Genomic DNA, 17,954 nt, shown 5'->3' with positions numbered 1-17,954 from the left:
CCGCAACCCGAGCACTCGCTCAGGGCAGGCCCGTTAGTCCGCAACCAGGAGCACGATGATCAGGATCAACAGCAACGTGGTCACTGAAATCACCACCGTGTTGCCGCCCGAAAGCTGTGCCTCGGCCTGACGCGCGGCATCGGCCGCCTGCGCGAGATCGACGCTGTTGAGCGTGGCCACGGCCGTGTCGGCGTTCGCCACGTTCAGACCAAGCCGGCTCGCCACTTCACTCACCTGCGACCGCTTGAGCACGCTGACCACCGCTTCACGGTTCAGCTGGTCGGCCTTCGCCTGACCAGACACCGCCTGCCGCATTTCTGCCGGCGACACCACGTGACGCTGCTGCGCCAATGCAGGCGAACTCCACACGAACAACGAGAGGGCCAATGCTGCAGAGACGTTTCGAATACGCATACTCACTCCTTGAGACAGTCACGCCTGGCAGGCGCGCCAGAAGGACAGACGCTACGTTATCGAACCGCTTTTACAGCCGCTGTCTCAAATGGCACACCGCTCGTACGTCCAATCACCACGGCCACGCGCGGCCCCACGTGAATGATAGACGGGTGCCACCACCGCGAAGCCCGTGCGCCACATCAATACGCAGCACTTCGGACCGCCCCAGCGCACTGATGCGCAGCCCGGCGCCCGCGTCCACAAACAGCGGCGACTGGTGAGCGCCATCAAGGCGATGCCAGGCGCGGGCCACATCCACAAAACCCGCCGCCGCAATGGCTCCACCCATGACGCGGCCGATCGGCTGCGTCACCTCTGTGGTGCCATACGCAAACGTGCGCCCAAACGCCTCCCCCGTCACCACATCGGCTTCGAGCAGACGATGGGCGCGTAGCAGGCCGGAGCGCGAATGTCCCGGCCCCGCACCTTCCCACAAGGCGAGCGGCGCCGCACGGCCGGCGCTCGAGAGCGCCACAATGCCCGTCCACACCCGCGCATTCGCCTCCATCGTCGATCGCCATGCGCCCCGCACCCGGCCCGACGCGAAGTGATCCCCGTCAGAGAGTGGGGTCCAACTGCCGCCGGTGAAACCGACAGCGATGTGATCGGATGCCAGCCGAACATCAATGCCGCCGTCCAGTGCCACGTGCCCGCGCGAATCGAATCGATCCATTGCGATGCCGCCATTCCACCGGATGTGACTCGTGGCCCAGTCGGCCAGCGACACACCGGCACGCCGCCGCGACTCCACCTGGGGCGCGGTGTCAGGCGCCGACGACACCTGATAGGACTGGCGCTCCCACAGGCCTGTCACCGACACGATGCCCGGCGTCCAGTGCGGCGATGGCACCGCCAGCGTGAACGCCACACGCGGCCGCGCAGATTTCCACCGCCACGCGACGGACGCCACCTCGCCGGCTCCAAGCGCGCCGGCCACATCGAGCCGCACTTCCTGACTGACCGCCGCACGCACGCCGATGGTGGCGAGCGGCACCCACCCGCGCGGCAACACGGACCGCTCTGCAATCACCGCACCGACCTTGGCCAGGCCGGCGTCAAGCGGCTCGTACTGCAGCCGTGTGCGCGACGCCACCGGCAGCGCGTCCAACCTCCGACGCGCACGTCGAAACACCTCGGCGGTGAGCAACTGACGGGGCTGCAGCCCTGTCGCTCTGACCACCACCGGGTGGCGCGTGCGCTCGGCGCCCTGCACCGTGATCGCATCAATACGCGGCTCACCAAGCGGCGTCCACGCAGCAAGTGCGCCTGCTGCGTCCCCGCTCAAAAACAGCGTGGTGCCAAGAAGCCGACGAGGGTATTCAGCCGCCGGCGCCAGGCGGACGGCCACGCCTGCAAGACGGGCACTGTCGGCCCACCGTGACTGGGAAAATCGCAATCCCGCCAGCTCCTGCCATGCGTCCGCATTGGTGGGACACATCGCAGTGGCGGCCTCCAGCGCCTGCTCAGACGCGGCCGGCTCACCACTGCGCGCCAGTTCCACTCCCCGCGCGACGAGCGCGTCACAGGGGGTCAGAGGCGGCGCGGAACCAGGTGCCTCGGACCGTGGCGCCGGCACTGCCGAAGCAGGCCGGCCACTCTCGGGCGGCAGGACCAACATCAGCCACCGGTTCGCCGCCGCCCACGCACGATCAAACTCGGCCCACGGCATCACGCGAAACGGTGCGCGCGCGGGATCGTGCAGCACCACCTGATCCGCGGTGGCGCCGACAATGACAATGAAGTGGTACGTGCGGGGCGAGACTTCGATCAGGGCGATGAGCGGCCGGCCCTGGTCCACTTCGGCGCGAATGCGGGTGCGGCCCGTGTCCTCGACGGCTGGCAGTACGACGGCGCGCCACGCACGGTCGCGCACGGCGGCCGCCAGCGTGCCGGTCGGAATCCCGCGCTCGCTCGGTACCACCAGCGCGGCGAAATCCTCGGCGAAGATCTGCCGCTCACCCCAGTACCGCATCACCATCGCCACCGCGGCTCCGCCGCACAGTTCCGGCGTCTGGGTGACGTAGGGCACGTCGAGCAGTGCGTGCCTCGTCGGCGGCCCCTGCGCGGCCGACGCGACAGCCGCGCCAGCTCCGAGCACGAGGGCCGCAGCCAGAAACACGCCGCGCCAGCATCGAGGACTCATCACAAACAGGCAGTGTCTCACGGGCAGGGCCGCGGCCTTGAGAACCAGGCCGCGCTACGAGGACCGGACGCGTCTTCGTAGGGCGCGCTGGGTCTCAAGCGCGCCGAACTCCGCGGCCTTGAGAACCAGGCCGCGCTACGAGGACAGTTCCCCAGTCGCCCTAGCCCGACTTGCGTCCGGCCACCACCAGCACGAGGCCGACGAGCACGGCAGCGCCGGCGGCGAGGGGAGGAATGGCCACGGTCTTTTCCGTGTCCGCGTGAGCCTCCAGCGGCCCGATATCAAGGACCTTCTCACGGCTCGTGTACGTGAAGCCCGAATACGCGAACGCAGCAATCCCGAGGACAATCAACACCACGCCGACGAGGGTTCCAGTTTTCATGAAGTTGATTGTGGCTTCCGCTCTGCCACTATCGCTGTCCACAAAAGGACAGGGAACCGGCGGCCCATTTTCCAGACCTGTGTTTCGTAGGGCGCGCTGGGTCTCAAGCGCGCCGGACTCCGCGGCCTTGAGACCCAGGCCGCGCTACGAGGGCAGTTCCCCAGGGCCCCAGTTGTCTGATCTTCGGCAAGGTGACGCCGGTTTGCTTGAGGTACTTGCCCTTTTTGTCGGCGTACGAACGCTCGCACACTTCGTCGCTCTGGAAGAACAGCACCTGGGCGATGCCTTCGTTGGCGTAGATCTTCGCCGGGAGCGGGGTCGTGTTCGAAATCTCGAGCGTGACGAAACCTTCCCACTCGGGCTCAAACGGCGTCACATTCACGATGATGCCGCAGCGCGCGTAGGTGGACTTGCCGAGGCAGATGGTCAGGATGTCGCGCGGGATGCGGAAGTACTCGATGGTGCGCGCGAGCGCAAACGAGTTCGGCGGCACGATGCAGACATCGGACTGGATATCCACAAACGACCGCGGGTCAAACGACTTCGGGTCGATCACCGTGTTGTTGATGTTGGTGAACACCTTGAACTCGTCGGCCACCCGGATGTCGTAGCCGTACGACGACAACCCGTAGGAGACGATCCCGGCGCTCACCTGCCCGTCCACGAACGGCTCGATCATGCCGTGGTCCTGGGACATCTGCCGAATCCAGCGATCCGACTTGATCGACAAGCTAGAGCTCCATCCCGCGGAAGAAGTACCCGAGTTCGAAGGCGGCAGTCTCCGGGGCGTCGGATCCGTGCGTCGCGTTGTTTTCAATCGACGCGCCGAATTCCTTGCGCAGCGTGCCGGCCTCGGCCTTGGCCGGGTCGGTGGCGCCCATGGCCGCGCGCCACTTCTTGATGGCGTCGGGCGCCTCAAGGCACAACACCACGCAGGGGCCAGACGACATGAAGTCCGTCAGGCTGCCGAAAAACGGCCGCGCACTGTGGACGGCATAAAACCCTTCCGCCTCGCGCTTGCTCAGGTGAATGCGACGCATGCCGCGAATGGAAAAGCCCTGCTCCTCGATACGCGCCAGGATGCGGCCGGTATACCCGGCCTTGACGGCGTCGGGTTTGATGATGGCGAAAGTTCGTTCGGTCACTACATTAGTCCCTTCATAAGTTCGTCGAGCACGCCCTTCGCGGGTCGCGTTTTTTCAACCGGCAGAAACGCCAGGGGCTCGTCCACCGTGTTCAGCGTCACCAGGAAGTCGTCCTTGTCGGGCTCCACATAGATAATCCCCGTCGCGAACTCGCCGCGGCGCGAGGTTTCGTGCAGCAGGCGATGGGCGGAGAGTTTGTCCTGCGGGTCGTAGTCTTCCGCAATCTTCTTCAAATACAAGTGCGACCCGTCATGCATCGTCACCGCGGTGGTGGAGCCGGGCTCGTATTCCACCGTGATGTCTTCGAAGAACGGCACGAAGGTGACTTCGCCCAGGGCCTCGTCGTGGTCCTTCGCGTACGCGTAGCTCTTGGTGGAGCCTTCGTGATCGTTGAAGGTCACACACGGCGAGATGACGTCGATCATGCAGGTGCCGCGGTGCGCGATGGCCGCCTTCAGGATGCTGAGCAGCTGCTTCTTGTCGCCCGAGAACGACCGCGCCACAAACGTCGCGCCCAGTTCAATGGCGAGTGCGCAGGTGTCGATCGGCGGCAGGTCGTTGACCACGCCGTTCTTCGCCTTGGTGCCCATGTCGGCCGTGGGCGAAAACTGGCCCTTGGTCAGGCCGTAGCAGCCGTTGTCTTCGATGATGTAGATGATGGGGATGTTGCGCCGCATCAGGTGGACGAACTGGCCGATGCCGATGGCGCCGGTGTCTCCGTCGCCGCTGACGCCGATCGCCATCATGGTCTTGTTCGCGAGCATCGCGCCGGTGGCCACCGACGGCATGCGGCCGTGCACGGAGTTGAACCCATGCGACTGATTCAGGAAGTAGGCCGGGCTCTTGCTCGAGCAGCCGATGCCCGAGAGCTTGAAGACTTTCTTCGCGTCCACACCCATCTCGTAAAACGCGTCGATGATGCGCTCGGTGATGGCGTTGTGGCCGCACCCGGCACACAGCGTGGTCTTGCTGCCGCGGTACTGGGACAGCTCAAGGCCGAGGCGATTGGTCTTCTTCGCGGCCGGGGTTGGCGTGGGGCTGGGCGTTTCGGTCGACATTACAACTTCTCCTGCGCGAGGATGCCTTCTGTGACGCTGCGGGCGTCGATGGGTAAACCGCTGTAGTGCAGCACGCTTCGCAACCGCGTCTGCAGGGCCGGGTCAAGGTCCATCCGCAGCAGGCTCATCATCTGCCCGTCGCGGTTCTGCTCCACCACATACACACGGTCGTGGCGGCGCACAAAATCTTCCACCGAGTCGGGGAATGGATACGCGCGCAGCCGCATGTACGACACCGGCAGTGACGCTTCCTCGCGCAACTGATCGCGCGTCTCTTCCACCGCCCAGTGGCTGGACCCGTAGGCAATGATGCCCACCTTGGCGCCGGCCACCGTTTCATCAATCGGCTGCGGCACAATCGCCTTGACCGTCTCAAACTTCTTGGCCAGCCGGTCCAGGTTGTTCACGTAGTCTTCAGCGCGCTCCGAGTACTGCGCCATCGCGTTGTGGCCGGAGCCTCGCGTGAAAAACGGCGGCGTGTTGGTGTCGGGGATCGAACGCCACGGAATGCCGTCGCCATCCACGTCCTTGTAGCGGCCCCACGTGGCGCCAAGCTCGCGCACCTTCGCCTCATCCAGCACCTTGCCGCGGTCCAGCGGTTTGGTGGGATACGTGAACGGCTCAGACATCCAGGTGTTCATGCCCAGGTCGAGGTCGCTCATCACATACACGATGGACTGCAGGCGCTCGGCGATGTCGAACGCGTCACCGGCCATGTCAAAACACTCGCCCATGGACGCCGGCAGCAGCAGCACGTGTTTCGTGTCGCCGTGCGAGTTGACCGCGGTCGAGAGAATGTCGCCCTGCGCCGTGCGCGTGGGCAGACCTGTGGACGGCCCCACGCGCTGGATGTCGAACACCACCGCGGGGATTTCGGCGTAATACGCGAGTCCTGCGAACTCGGACATGAGCGACACACCCGGGCCCGATGTGGACGTCATCGCCCTCGCACCGGCCCAGCCTGCGCCGATGACCATGCCCAGCGCCGCAATTTCGTCTTCGGCCTGCACAATGGCAAACGTCGCCTTGCCGGTCTCCTTGTCCATGCGGTACTTCCGCATGTACGAGATAAACGCCTCGGGCAGGGATGACGACGGGGTGATGGGATACCAGGCGACCACCGTGCAGCCGGCGAACATGCAACCCATGGCCGCGGCCGAGTTGCCTTCCACCAGAATCTGTCCGGCCGTCTTGTTCATCCGTTCGATGCGGTAGGGATGCGCGATCTCAGGAAAGTGCTCCTGCGCGTACTTGGCGCCGGCTTCGAGCGCGCCCTGGTTGAGCGCCATCGCCTTGGGCTTCTTGCCCAGCTGTGACGACAGGGCCTTCACCATTTCGCTCAGCTCCACACCGAGCAGATGCGACAACACGCCGTCGTAAATCATGTTCTTGACGAGGCGGCGCAGCTTGGCGTCGGGGCACACCTCGGCCACGATCTTGTCGAACGGCACGGGATAAAAAATCAGGTCGTCGCGCAGCTCATTCAGCTTCAGCGGCGCGTCGTACACCACGGCGCGGCCCGGGTCCAGCGACAGCACATCTTCGCGCGCGGTCTCGGCGTTCATCGCGACAAGGAAGTCGATTTCCTTCTTGCGCGCGATGTACCCCTTCGCATTTGCGCGAATGGTGTACCACGTGGGAAGTCCCGCGATGTTCGACGGGAACATGTTCTTGCCCGAGATGGGCACGCCCATCTGGAAGATGGCGCGCAGCAGCACCTGGTTGGCCGTCTGACTGCCAGATCCGTTGACGGTGGCGACCGAAATGCTGAAGTTATTAACGACGAGTTGGGAGGAAGGAGACTCGGCCGGTGCGGCCGCGGGGGACGGCGAGGACATAATCAATCAAGTATAAGGGGACGGGTGTGGATCTGTGGAAAACTCCGGGAACATCGTGATCGGAGTTCCGGGAGTTTCCCACAGATCCACACCCGTCCCCCTGCAATGCCCCTGTGGAAAACTCGCCGGATGCAGATCGAGTTTTCCACAGGGGGGAACCCTACCCCCCGACCTCACAGGTCGCCTTATCTGAGAAGTTCTTTCATCGCCCGCCCGATGTCGGCGGGGCTGTTGACCACGCGCACGCCGGCGTCGGTCAGGGCGGCCATCTTTTCGGCCGCCGTGCCCTTGCCGCCGGCGATGATGGCGCCGGCATGGCCCATCCGGCGGCCCGGGGGCGCCGTCTGGCCGGCAATGAAGCCGACCACGGGCTTCTTGAAGGAGGCCTTGATGTAGGCGGCGGCCTCTTCTTCGGCCGATCCGCCGATTTCGCCAATCATCACCACGGCCTCGGTTTCCGGGTCGGCCGCAAACAGCGTGAGCGCGTCGATGAACGAGGTGCCGATGAGCGGGTCGCCGCCGATGCCGATACAGGTGGTCTGCCCCAGTCCGTTGCCGGTGAGCTGGTGGATGGCCTCGTAAGTCAGCGTGCCCGACTTGGACACGATACCCACCCGGCCTTCCTTGCAGATGTGACCCGGGATGATGCCGGCCTTGGCCCGACCAGCCGAAATCAGGCCCGGGCAGTTGGGCCCGATGAGCCGCATCCCCTTGCCCTTCATGAAGGCCAGCGCCTTCATCATGTCCAGCGTCGGGATGCCCTCGGTGATGCACACGGCCAGCGCCAGTCCCGCATCGGCCGCTTCCATCACGGCGTCCGCACCGCCCGGAGGCGGCACAAAAATCACCGACGCATTCGCGCCCGTCGCCTCCACGGCATCGGCCACGGTGTTAAACACCGGCCAGCCTTCGTGCGTGGTGCCGCCCTTGCCAGGCGTGACTCCCCGACCACGTTGGTGCCATACGCCTGCGCCTGCTTGGCGTGAAACGTCCCCTCGCGGCCAGTGAGGCCCTGCACTACTAAACGCGTCGTTCTATCAATCAATACAGACATCTAGTTACCCATCTACGTCAATTGGGAACTGTCTGAACTGGCAGAACTGGCGGAACTGTTCCCCACTTCTGCCACTTCCGTCAGTTCCGTCACTTCCGTCAGTTCCTAATTAGCAGAGGCCAACTGCACTACCTTGGCTGCCGCCACATCCATGGCGTCGGCCGTCGTGAAATTCAGGCCGCTGTCTTTGAGCATCTGCTTGCCCAGCTCCACGTTGGTGCCTTCCATGCGGATGACAATCGGCACGCGCACGCCCAGGTCTTTCACCGCGGCAATCACGCCCTGCGCCAGCACGTCGCACCGCAGGATGCCGCCGAAGATGTTGATGAGCACGGCTTTGACGTTGGTATCCGACATCAGGATGCGGAACGCGTTCTTGATCTGCTCGGCGTTCGCGCCGCCGCCCACATCCAGGAAGTTGGCCGGCTCCCCGCCCGCCAGCTTGATGATGTCCATGGTGGCCATCGCCAGGCCGGCGCCATTCACCATGCACCCGATCGTGCCGTCCAGCTTGATGTAGTTGAGCGAGAACTTCGACGCCTCGATCTCGAGCGGGTCTTCCTCAGCCAGGTCGCGGAACTCCTTGATGTCCGCGTGCCGGTACAGCGCGTTGTCGTCGAAGTTGACCTTGGCGTCGAGCGCGATCAGGTCGCCGGCGGCGGTGACGACGAGCGGGTTGATTTCGAGGAGGGCGGCGTCGCTGGCCACAAAGGCCTCGTAGACGGCCATCATCAGTTTGACGGCCTTCTTGATTTCGTCGCCCGACAGCCCCAGCTTGAACGCCAACTGGCGCGCCTGGAACGGCTGCAGCCCCAGTGCGGGGTCGATAAACGCCTTGAAGATCTTCTCCGGGCGTCTCATGTGCGACCTTTTCAATCTCCACTCCGCCTTCCTGGCTCACCATCAGCACGCTTTTCTGCGTGGACCGATCGATGACCAGGCCCAGGTACATCTCGCGGGTCATCTGGAGGCCTTCTTCCACCAGCACGCGAGACACCACCTGCCCGGCCGGGCTGGTCTGATACGTGACCAGCGTCATCCCGAGGATGGCCGATGCGGCCGCGTGGGCCGCGTCGGGGTTCTTGACCACCTTGACGCCACCGCCTTTGCCTCGGCCACCTGCATGGATTTGGGCTTTGACGACCACGGTGCCGCCGCCAAGCGTCTCGGCATGGGCACGCGCCTCATCGGCCGTGAACGCTACGAAGCCGCGCGGCACGGCCACACCGTGTCGAGCGAGAATGGATTTGCCTTGGTACTCATGAATCGTCATACGGGACAGAAAGTCTATCAAAAGATAGAATGTGGAGCGGAGAACGTGATTTGAAAGCCCTGAAGGCACTTGGCTCGTCAGTCGGTTCGAAATTTCTGGTTGCGCTCACGGGACTGTCGCTCGTTGGATTCCTCGTCGCGCACCTCGCCGGCAATCTGCTCATCCTGGCCGGACCTGAGAAGTTCAATGGTTACAGCCACGCCCTCATCAGCAATCCCCTGGTGATTCCAGCTGAGTTGGGCCTCATTGGCCTGCTGCTGCTTCACATCTTCAGGGCGCTGTGGCACGTGATGAAGGGCCGCACCGCTCGCCCGCAGCCATACGCAAGAAAGACCTGGGCCGGCGGCCCCAGCCGCAAGTCGTGGGGGTCCACCACCATGGCGGTGTCGGGCATCATCCTGCTCTTCTTCCTGATCAGCCATATCGCCACGTTGAAGTACGGCGCCTACTACGCGGCGCGGCCGGGCCTGAACCCGGCGAACGCGACATCTACCGCCTGGTCGTGGAGGTCTTCCAATCACCGGGCATGGTGCTCTTCTACGTGGTGTCGATGGCGGTCATCGGCATGCACCTGCGTCACGGCATCTCGAGCGCATTCCAGTCGCTCGGCCTGATGACGCCCGGATGGACGCCGGCCATTCTTTCGGGGGGCCTGTGGCTGGCCATCCTCCTCTCGGCCGGTTTCGCTGTCCTCCCCGTGTGGGTGTATTTCTACCTATGACCCTCGACCCCAAAATCCCTTCCGGACCGCTTGCCGACAAGTGGGACCGCCATCGCTTCGACAGCAAACTGGTCAATCCCGCCAACCGCCGCAAACACACCGTCATCGTCGTCGGCACCGGACTGGCGGGCGCCTCGGCAGCGGCGTCGCTTGGTGAGTTGGGCTACAACGTCCTGAGCTTCTGCATCCACGACAGCGCACGACGCGCGCACAGCATTGCGGCACAGGGCGGGATCAACGCCGCGAAGAACTACCAGAATGACGGCGACAGCATCTGGCGCCTCTTCTACGACACCATCAAGGGCGGCGACTACCGCGCCCGCGAAGCGAACGTGTACCGGCTGGCGCAGATGAGCGTCAACATCATCGACCAGTGCGTGGCGCAGGGTGTGCCGTTCGCGCGTGAATACGGCGGCCAGCTCGACAACCGATCATTTGGTGGCGCCCAGGTCTCGCGTACCTTCTATGCCCGCGGCCAGACCGGCCAGCAACTGCTGCTCGGCGCCTACCAGTCGATGATGCGACAGGTGGCCAAGGGCTCCGTCAGCATGTTCACGCAGCGCGAAATGCTTGACGTGGTCATCATCGACGGCAAGGCCCGCGGCATCATCTGCCGCAATCTCGTCACCGGCGAACTCGAGCGGTATGTGGCCGACGCGGTGTGCCTGGCCACCGGTGGCTACGGGACGGCGTATTACCTCTCCACCAACGCCGTGAACTCCAACGTCACGGCAGCGTGGCGCGCGCACAAGCGTGGGGCCTACTTCGCCAACCCCTGCTTCACACAGATTCATCCGACCTGTATTCCCGTTACGGGCAGCGACCAGTCGAAGCTCACGCTGATGTCCGAGTCGCTCCGCAACGACGGCCGCGTGTGGGTGCCGAAGAAGCAGCACGACACCCGGCATCCCAACGACATCCCCGAATCCGAGCGCGACTATTACCTCGAGCGCAAATACCCGAGCTTCGGCAACCTCGTGCCTCGCGACGTGGCCTCGCGCAACGCCAAAGCTGCGTGCGACGAAGGCCGCGGCGTGGGCGACAGCGGCCTGGCCGTCTACCTCGACTTCAAGAACGCCATCGACCGCCTCGGTCACGGCACCGTGGCCGGCCGTTACGGCAACCTCTTCGACATGTATCGCAAGATCACCGACGAAGACCCGTACAAAGAGCCGATGCGCATGTATCCGGCCATCCACTACACGATGGGCGGCCTCTGGGTGGACTACAACCTGATGAGCACCGTGCCGGGCCTGCACGTGCTGGGTGAAGCGAACTTCTCGGACCATGGCGCCAACCGCCTGGGCGCAAGCGCGTTGATGCAGGGGCTGGCCGACGGCTACTTCGTCATCCCGTACACGCTGGCGCACTACATCGCGTCCACGCCCGTGGAGAAGGTCACCACCGACCACGACGCATTCAAGGAAGCCGAGCACGCCGTGCAGACGCGCATCAGCGCACTGCTCACGGTGAAGGGCTCAAAGACGCCCCGGCAGCTCCACCGCGAACTGGGCAAGCTGCTGTGGGACGAAGTGGGCATGTCGCGCACCGACGCCGGCCTCAAGCGCGCTCTGGCGCGCATTCCGCAACTGCGCGACGAATTCTGGCAAAACGTCTCGGTGCCCGGCGACAAGAACAACCTCAACAAGAACCTGGAGTATGCCGGCCGCGTGGCCGACTACCTCGAGTTTGGCGAACTCCTGGCGCGTGATGCGCTGCACCGCACCGAATCCTGCGGCGGGCACTTCCGCGAAGAAAGCCAGACACCCGACGGCGAAGCGAAGCGTGACGACGAGAATTTTGCCTATGCGGCGGCGTGGGAGTTCCGCGGCGTGGGCACCGCGCATGAGCTGCACAAAGAACAGCTCGTCTTTGAAAATGTGAAGCCGTCGCAGCGGAGTTACAAGTGAAAGTACACCTTAAGATCTGGCGCCAGACGGGGCCCACCGCCAAGGGCCGGCTTGTGGACTACACGGCCGAGAACGTGGCGCCCGACATGTCGTTCCTCGAAATGCTGGACTCGGTCAACGAGACCCTGATCGCCCGTGGCGAAGACCCGATCGCGTTCGACTCGGACTGCCGCGAAGGCATTTGCGGTACCTGCGGTGTGATGGTGGACGGCCGTCCGCACGGCCCCGACCCCTGCACCACGGTCTGCCAGCTCCACATGCGCCGCTACAAAGACGGCGACACCATCGTCATCGAGCCGTGGCAGGCGCTGGCGTTTCCGCTCATCAAGGATCTGGTGGTGGACCGCGCGGCGTTTGACACCATCATCCAGGCCGGCGGCTACACGTCGGTCAACACCGGCGGCGCGCCCGACGGCAACGCGATTCTCATCCCGAAGACGGTGGCCGACGAGGCAATGGATGCGGCCGTCTGCATCGGCTGCGGCGCGTGTGTGGCGGCCTGCAAAAATGCGTCGGCCGCCCTCTTCACGTCAGCCAAGATCACCCAGCTCGCACTGTTGCCGCAGGGCCAGGCCGAGGCGCCCACGCGCGTGGTCAATATGGTGCACGCGATGGACACCGCCGGTTTCGGCGGCTGCTCCAACGAGGGCGAGTGCGAAGCCGTGTGCCCGAAGGGCATCTCGCTCAAACACATCGCCACGATGAACCGCGAATATCGCAAAGCGATGTTCTCCAATCGGTGACGCCGCGGCAGTTCCCCATCGCCCCAGGTCCTAAAGAACCCAGTTCCCCAGTTCCTAAGTCCCCAGTTCCCGTGAATATCCTGGGGATCTCAGCTTTCTACCACGATAGCGCCGCATGTCTCGTTCGCGATGGCGAGATCCTGGCCGCCGCGTCGGAAGAACGGTTCACGCGAAAGAAGGGTGACGCGGCGTTTCCTGCCCGAGCTGTGGAGTTCTGTCTGAAGACGGCGGGCATTCAGGCCAAAGACCTGGACCATGTCGCGTTTTATGACAAGCCGCTGCTGAAGTTCGAGCGCATCCTCGAAACCTACATCGGCGTGGCCCCGCGCGGGTTCGGGTCGTTCCTGGCCGCCGGGCCGCTGTGGATCAAGGACAAGCTCTACATCGACCGCGAACTCCACGACTCGCTCGGCTGGGACGGCAAGATCCTGTACGCCGAGCATCACGAGTCGCACGCGGCCAGCGCCTTTTTCCCGTCGCCGTTCGATGAAGCCGCCATTCTGACAATGGACGGTGTCGGTGAATGGGCCACCACTACCATCGGCATGGGCCGTGGCAACGACTTCGAGATCATCAAGGAACTGCACTGGCCGGATTCACTCGGCCTGCTCTACTCCGCGTTCACCTACTACACCGGCTTCAAGGTCAACTCCGGCGAATACAAGGTGATGGGCCTGGCGCCCTACGGCCAGCCGAAATACGTGGACCTCATCCTCAAGCACTTGATGGATCTGCGCGAAGACGGTTCGTTCACCCTCGACCAGAAGTACTTCAATTACCTCTCTGGGTTGACGATGACGAGCGGCGCGTTTGATGAGGTGTTTGGTGGTCCGCCGCGGCAGGCCGAGAGCAAGCTGACGCAGAAAGAAATGGATCTGGCCCGGTCGGTGCAGCACGTCACAGAGGAAGTGATGATGCGGATGGCGCGCACCGCGCATCGCGAGACGGGCGCCGAGAACCTGTGCCTCTCGGGTGGTGTCGCGCTCAACTGCGTTGGCAACGGCAAGCTGCTGCGCGAAGGCCCGTTCAAGAACATTTGGATTCAGCCGGCGTCCGGCGATGCCGGCGGTGCGCTCGGCGCCGCCACACTGGTGTGGAATCGCCACTGCCAGAAACCGCGCGTCGTCACGCCCGGCAAAGACTCGATGCATGGCAGCTACCTCGGGCCTGAGTACTCGGACGCCGAGATCGAAACGTACCTGCGGTCTGCCGGCGCCGTCTTCACCAAGCTTGAGCCGGCGGAACTTCGGAAGAAGGTCGCGCAGGATCTGGCCAGCGAGAAGATCGTCGGCTGGTTCAACGGGCGGATGGAGTTCGGCCCGCGGTCGCTTGGCTGCCGCAGCATTCTGGGCGACCCGCGCAGCCCGCGCATGCAGGCCGACATGAACATCAAGATCAAGTTTCGCGAGGGCTTCCGTCCGTTTGCGCCCAGCGTGCTGCGTGAGCGCGTGGCGGACTACTTCGAGCTCGACGGCGACTCCCCCTACATGCTGCTGGTGGCACCGGTGAAGAAGTCGCGGCAGATCCCCATGACCAGCGAGCAGCAACAGCTCTGGGGCATCGAGCAGTTGAATGTGTTGCGGTCCGACATTCCGGCCGTCACGCACATCGACTATTCGGCGCGCGTCCAGACCGTGTCTCGTGACGTGAACCCCGACTACTACGACCTCATCGCGGAGTTCGAAGCCCTCACCGGCTGCGCGGTCCTGGTCAACACCTCCTTCAACGTCCGCGGCGAGCCCATCGTCTGCTCCCCCGAAGACGCGTATCGGTGTTTCATGCGCACGCACATCGACACGCTGGTGCTGGGCCCGTATTATCTCGACAAGGCTTCGCAGCCGGCATGGAAGGAAACTGCGGACTGGAAGACCGAATTCCAGCTCGACTGAGCGAGCCTTCCTTCCTCGTAGGGCGGCCTGAACTTCAAGGCCGCCGAAGAGCCGCGGCGTTGAAACCCACGCCGCGCTACGAAATGCGTGCCACGCCACACGCCGCCTCCCGTCCTCGTAGGGCGGCCTGAACCTCAAGGCCGCCGAAATGCCGTAGAATCGCAGGGCCGTGGACACCAGACATCACCCCGCTATTCCAGCTCGACTGAGCCCGGCCGAAGGGCGCAAGTTCGGGCTGCTCGTGGGCGGCGTGTTTGTGCTGATTGGCGCCTTCTCCTGGTGGCGCGGGCACACCTACGCGCCCATGGTGCTCTGGACGCTGGGCGGCCTGCTGATGGTCGGCGGCGCCTTGATTCCCGGCCATATGGGCCCTGTCTACCGCGCGTGGATGGGCCTGGCCGTGAAGATGTCGAAGATCACGACGCCGATCTTCATGGGTGTCATATATTTTGTGGTGCTGACGCCGATCGGCCTTGTCCGGCGGGCGTTTGGGCACAACTCGCTGGTTCGCCCGCGCGGCGAATCCTTTTGGATCACCCGGCCGCCGGGCGCTGCACGTCGCAGTGACCTTGGCCGCCAATTCTGAGACTGACGGTTATGAGCCACACGGGACTATTCAAGGAACTCTGGGAATTCATGCGCGTGCGCAAGAAGTTCTGGCTCCTCCCCATCATCATCGTCATGGTTGTGATTGGCGGACTGATGCTGGCGTCGCAGGGGTCAGTGCTGGCGCCGTTCGTCTACACGATTTTCTGACGCGCCTAGCGATAGGCGGCGGTTCAGGAACGGGCGCTCGCAGAAGTACCAGAACACTGTCGCCAGCGCCACTGGTACCCCCAGCATCACGACCGCGCGCACCGCGTACGGCGCTGGAACCAGGTTCGCGATGGTGGTCGCCAGCGTGATGTTGAACTGGTGAATCAGGTAGAGGCTGTAGGAGATCGCGCCCAACGCCGCCACGGGCTGCCACCACCATGCGCGGCTCACCGCCGCGCTGAATGGCCTGAGCACCAACAGTGCCAGCACAAACGCGCACGACACGGCCAACTCGAAGTACACGCGCGTCTCGATTTCGGCCTGAAGGTCCAGCCGCCAGGCGCCCATGGCCCCGAACCCCATCAGGAACGCCACAAACACGATTCGCACAATTCGACCGGGATACTGGCACAACACAAAGTACACGCATGCGCCGAGGGCGAAATGCACCCAGTACTCGAGGAACACGCCTATCACCCACCCGCCGGGCCAGCGCAGATTCCACGCAAGCCCGATGGCCGCCAGACCCAGCATGGGCCAGGCTAGAGGCATCCTGACGCGGGACACCAGAAGCAGGCAGAGGCCGATCACAAAATAAAACTGCAGCTCGTAACCAAGCGTCCAGAATGCCGCGACGAACAGCGTGGGGTTGTCGGCCGGCCCAAGGCCAGGCACAAACAACATCGACACCCCTTGCGTCATCGTCAGGTTCTGCACCCAATCGATGACGCGGTGCGACAAGTCGTTCGGTCCGCCCATCGCCACCTTGAGCAGGCGCGTACACGCAAAGAACGCGATGGCAAACACGTACGGCGGATAGATCCGCCGAAGTCGTCGCCACAGGAACTGCCACACGGAAAGGCCTCCGCGCCGGCACGACTCTGCCGAGGCCGTGATGCAATAGCCGCTGAGGACAAAAAACATCATGACTGGCGAATGGCCGATGTCGAGGATTCCGAGATGGGACGCCACAACGGCCATCGCAGCCAGGCCACGAAGGCCGTCGATCAGCTCATACGTGTCGGGCCACGGCTCCTTCATCGCACCGGCTCCACCCGGATGATGTCTGAGTCGCCCCCAACGCGGCTGAACACAAGGCCGTCGTGCACAAGCCGCTCGAACGGTGCCAGCTTCTCCAGCTCCTGGAGAGACCACGCCGTCGAGTCGCGGTTGTAATTCGGCAATTCCATGAGGAACCGGATGCCGCGCGCCTTGATGTACGCCACGTGATCGAAGTGCCCCGGTCTGACAAACTCCAGCATCAACGGATCGGTGCGCCCATCCAGAGAGCGAACCACGAACCGATCATCGAGCCAGTAGCGCCACTGCACGTCCGCCCACGCCACCACGATCGGCAGCTCTTGGGGCGAGCCGAGTGCCGCGAAGAGTTCACTGCTGGACTCGTTGCGTTGGGAGGGCGCGGCCATCGCTCGAGCCAGTTCGTCGCTACCGCCTAGCTGAAGGCGCGCGCGCGTCTCCACCGTGAACACTCCGCCCAGGGCCAGCGCAAGCATGATGACCGCTGTGCGGCCCGAAGGTTGTTCCCATAGCCACCGCGCCCCGATTGTGGCCACCAGCGCGACAAGGGGAAGCACAAACACCAGGTACCGGGCCAGATGGTGGCTGCCCAGCACCGTGCTGTAGAGCACAACAACGGTTCCCGCGAGCAGCACCGAGAATTCGGCTGCGGCTTGCGCGGTCGCCGGCACCGCGCTGCGATTTATGACAAGCCGAACGCCCATCATCCACGTGAGCGTCAGCGGGAAATACGCGAACAGCCGAATCAACACGTTGGTGTTGAACGGGACGGGCCCCATCCAGAAAGCATCGAGCGACCCCATGAGCACCCGCGCCCGGCCAGACGACGGGATGAGGTATCCGGTGTACGCGAAGTGGAACGCCACCGCAATCCCAGTCACCGCACAGAAGGGGATCAGGAATGCGAGCGTCCGTGCCGCGTTCTGAGGCAGAGGGGTTCCCGACCGGATGAAGTAAAACGCGCGGTACGCCGACGCCAACGCGCCAATCACCACACCCTCGGGACGCACCCAGGTGGCCGCGCCAATCGCACCACCGAGCAGTGCCTCGTTCCACCACGTGCGACCGCTCAGCTTCTCTGCGCCGGTCTCGAACCACCCGCTCACCAGAGCCGCGTACAGCCACGCGCACGCCGCCAGCGCGAAGACCCCGCTCTCCATGCCGATGGTGGCGTTGTAGGCCGACCCGGGGATGAGCCCCGCGACACAACACGCCACCCAGGCCCAGCCGCCCCGCAAACCAAACCGGCGCGCCAGCAGGAAGACGACGAAACACAGGCCGTACCACGCCACGAGGCAGAGCACCTTGATCGCGAGCGGAACAACGGCCGCCGGCAATACGCGAAACAGCGCGCCCACGAGCAGCATGAAGCCGGGGCTGGTCACGCCCGGCGACGTCTCGCCGCGATTAAATTCAAAGAACGCCCCGGCCGCCGCGTTGGCGCCGTACACCAGGTGAATTTCGGCATCCCCTGCAAACATGCCGAAGTAGATCAGCGGATACAGGAACAACGCTGCAATAAGCAGCGCCCGGACGGAAAGTGACACC

16 protein-coding genes and 2 pseudogenes are annotated in these 17,954 nt (G+C 64.1%); 6 read left to right on the top strand and 12 right to left on the bottom strand.

The window, feature by feature from the left end:
• Positions 1–33 precede the first annotated feature (33 nt).
• The 10 genes and pseudogenes from IPL75_02755 to IPL75_02710 form a co-directional block, all read right to left on the bottom strand.
• Positions 34–414, bottom strand: a complete 381-nt coding sequence (locus IPL75_02755; protein MBK9239188.1) for a hypothetical protein — start codon at positions 412–414, stop codon at positions 34–36.
• A gap of 112 nt (positions 415–526) precedes the next feature.
• Positions 527–2,599, bottom strand: coding sequence for a C39 family peptidase (locus IPL75_02750; protein MBK9239187.1), 2,073 nt, complete (start codon positions 2,597–2,599; stop codon positions 527–529).
• Between the two features lie 160 nt (positions 2,600–2,759).
• Entirely contained in the window at positions 2,760–2,981 is a 222-nt protein-coding gene (locus IPL75_02745) for a DUF3185 domain-containing protein (protein MBK9239186.1), read from the bottom strand.
• A gap of 103 nt (positions 2,982–3,084) precedes the next feature.
• A complete protein-coding gene (locus tag IPL75_02740) occupies positions 3,085–3,711 on the bottom strand; it encodes a dCTP deaminase (GenBank protein ID MBK9239185.1) in 627 nt (208 codons plus the stop codon).
• A 1-nt stretch (position 3,712) separates the two neighbouring features.
• Positions 3,713–4,126, bottom strand: coding sequence for a nucleoside-diphosphate kinase (ndk, locus tag IPL75_02735; GenBank protein ID MBK9239184.1), 414 nt, complete (start codon positions 4,124–4,126; stop codon positions 3,713–3,715).
• Positions 4,126–5,184, bottom strand: a complete 1,059-nt coding sequence (locus IPL75_02730) for a 2-oxoacid:ferredoxin oxidoreductase subunit beta (GenBank protein MBK9239183.1) — start codon at positions 5,182–5,184, stop codon at positions 4,126–4,128. Before IPL75_02730 ends, ndk begins: the two co-directional genes overlap by 1 nt.
• A complete protein-coding gene (locus IPL75_02725; GenBank protein ID MBK9239182.1) occupies positions 5,184–7,022 on the bottom strand; it encodes a 2-oxoacid:acceptor oxidoreductase subunit alpha in 1,839 nt (612 codons plus the stop codon). Before IPL75_02725 ends, IPL75_02730 begins: the two co-directional genes overlap by 1 nt.
• A 185-nt stretch (positions 7,023–7,207) precedes the next feature.
• Positions 7,208–8,076, bottom strand: a pseudogene (gene sucD / locus IPL75_02720) (succinate--CoA ligase subunit alpha).
• Between the two features lie 105 nt (positions 8,077–8,181).
• Positions 8,182–9,349 (bottom strand): annotated as a pseudogene (gene sucC / locus IPL75_02715) (ADP-forming succinate--CoA ligase subunit beta).
• 77 nt (positions 9,350–9,426) lie between these two features.
• Entirely contained in the window at positions 9,427–9,615 is a 189-nt protein-coding gene (locus IPL75_02710; protein MBK9239181.1) for a hypothetical protein, read from the bottom strand.
• Positions 9,616–9,875: 260 nt separating this feature from the next.
• Here IPL75_02710 and IPL75_02705 point away from each other — a divergent pair, with 260 nt between their 5' ends.
• The 6 genes from IPL75_02705 (at position 9,876) to IPL75_02680 (ending at position 15,368) form a co-directional block, all read left to right on the top strand.
• Entirely contained in the window at positions 9,876–10,070 is a 195-nt protein-coding gene (locus tag IPL75_02705; protein MBK9239180.1) for a hypothetical protein, read from the top strand.
• On the top strand, positions 10,067–11,980 hold the full coding sequence (locus tag IPL75_02700; protein MBK9239179.1) for a fumarate reductase/succinate dehydrogenase flavoprotein subunit: 1,914 nt from the start codon (positions 10,067–10,069) through the stop codon (positions 11,978–11,980). The genes IPL75_02705 and IPL75_02700 overlap by 4 nt, the downstream gene beginning before the upstream one ends.
• Positions 11,977–12,723, top strand: coding sequence for a succinate dehydrogenase/fumarate reductase iron-sulfur subunit (locus IPL75_02695; GenBank protein ID MBK9239178.1), 747 nt, complete (start codon positions 11,977–11,979; stop codon positions 12,721–12,723). Before IPL75_02700 ends, IPL75_02695 begins: the two co-directional genes overlap by 4 nt.
• Before the next feature lie 71 nt (positions 12,724–12,794).
• Positions 12,795–14,612, top strand: coding sequence for a carbamoyltransferase (locus IPL75_02690; GenBank protein MBK9239177.1), 1,818 nt, complete (start codon positions 12,795–12,797; stop codon positions 14,610–14,612).
• 169 nt (positions 14,613–14,781) lie between these two features.
• Entirely contained in the window at positions 14,782–15,198 is a 417-nt protein-coding gene (locus IPL75_02685) for a hypothetical protein (GenBank protein ID MBK9239176.1), read from the top strand.
• An 11-nt stretch (positions 15,199–15,209) separates the two neighbouring features.
• Positions 15,210–15,368 carry a hypothetical protein gene (locus tag IPL75_02680; protein MBK9239175.1) on the top strand — a complete coding sequence of 53 codons (159 nt, stop codon included), beginning with the start codon at positions 15,210–15,212 and terminating at the stop codon, positions 15,366–15,368.
• Here IPL75_02680 and IPL75_02675 read toward each other — a convergent pair.
• Positions 15,333–16,409 carry an acyltransferase gene (locus tag IPL75_02675; protein MBK9239174.1) on the bottom strand — a complete coding sequence of 359 codons (1,077 nt, stop codon included), beginning with the start codon at positions 16,407–16,409 and terminating at the stop codon, positions 15,333–15,335. The genes IPL75_02680 and IPL75_02675 overlap by 36 nt on opposite strands.
• Positions 16,406–17,953, bottom strand: a complete 1,548-nt coding sequence (locus tag IPL75_02670; GenBank protein MBK9239173.1) for a hypothetical protein — start codon at positions 17,951–17,953, stop codon at positions 16,406–16,408. The genes IPL75_02675 and IPL75_02670 overlap by 4 nt, the downstream gene beginning before the upstream one ends.
• Between the last annotated feature and the right edge of the window lies 1 nt (position 17,954).

It is taken from the genome of Acidobacteriota bacterium (assembly GCA_016716905.1).
Classification (GTDB): Bacteria; Acidobacteriota; Vicinamibacteria; order Vicinamibacterales; family SCN-69-37; genus SYFT01.
The sequence above is the reverse complement of the archived record's forward strand: the minus strand, read 5'-3'. Positions and strand labels throughout refer to the sequence as shown.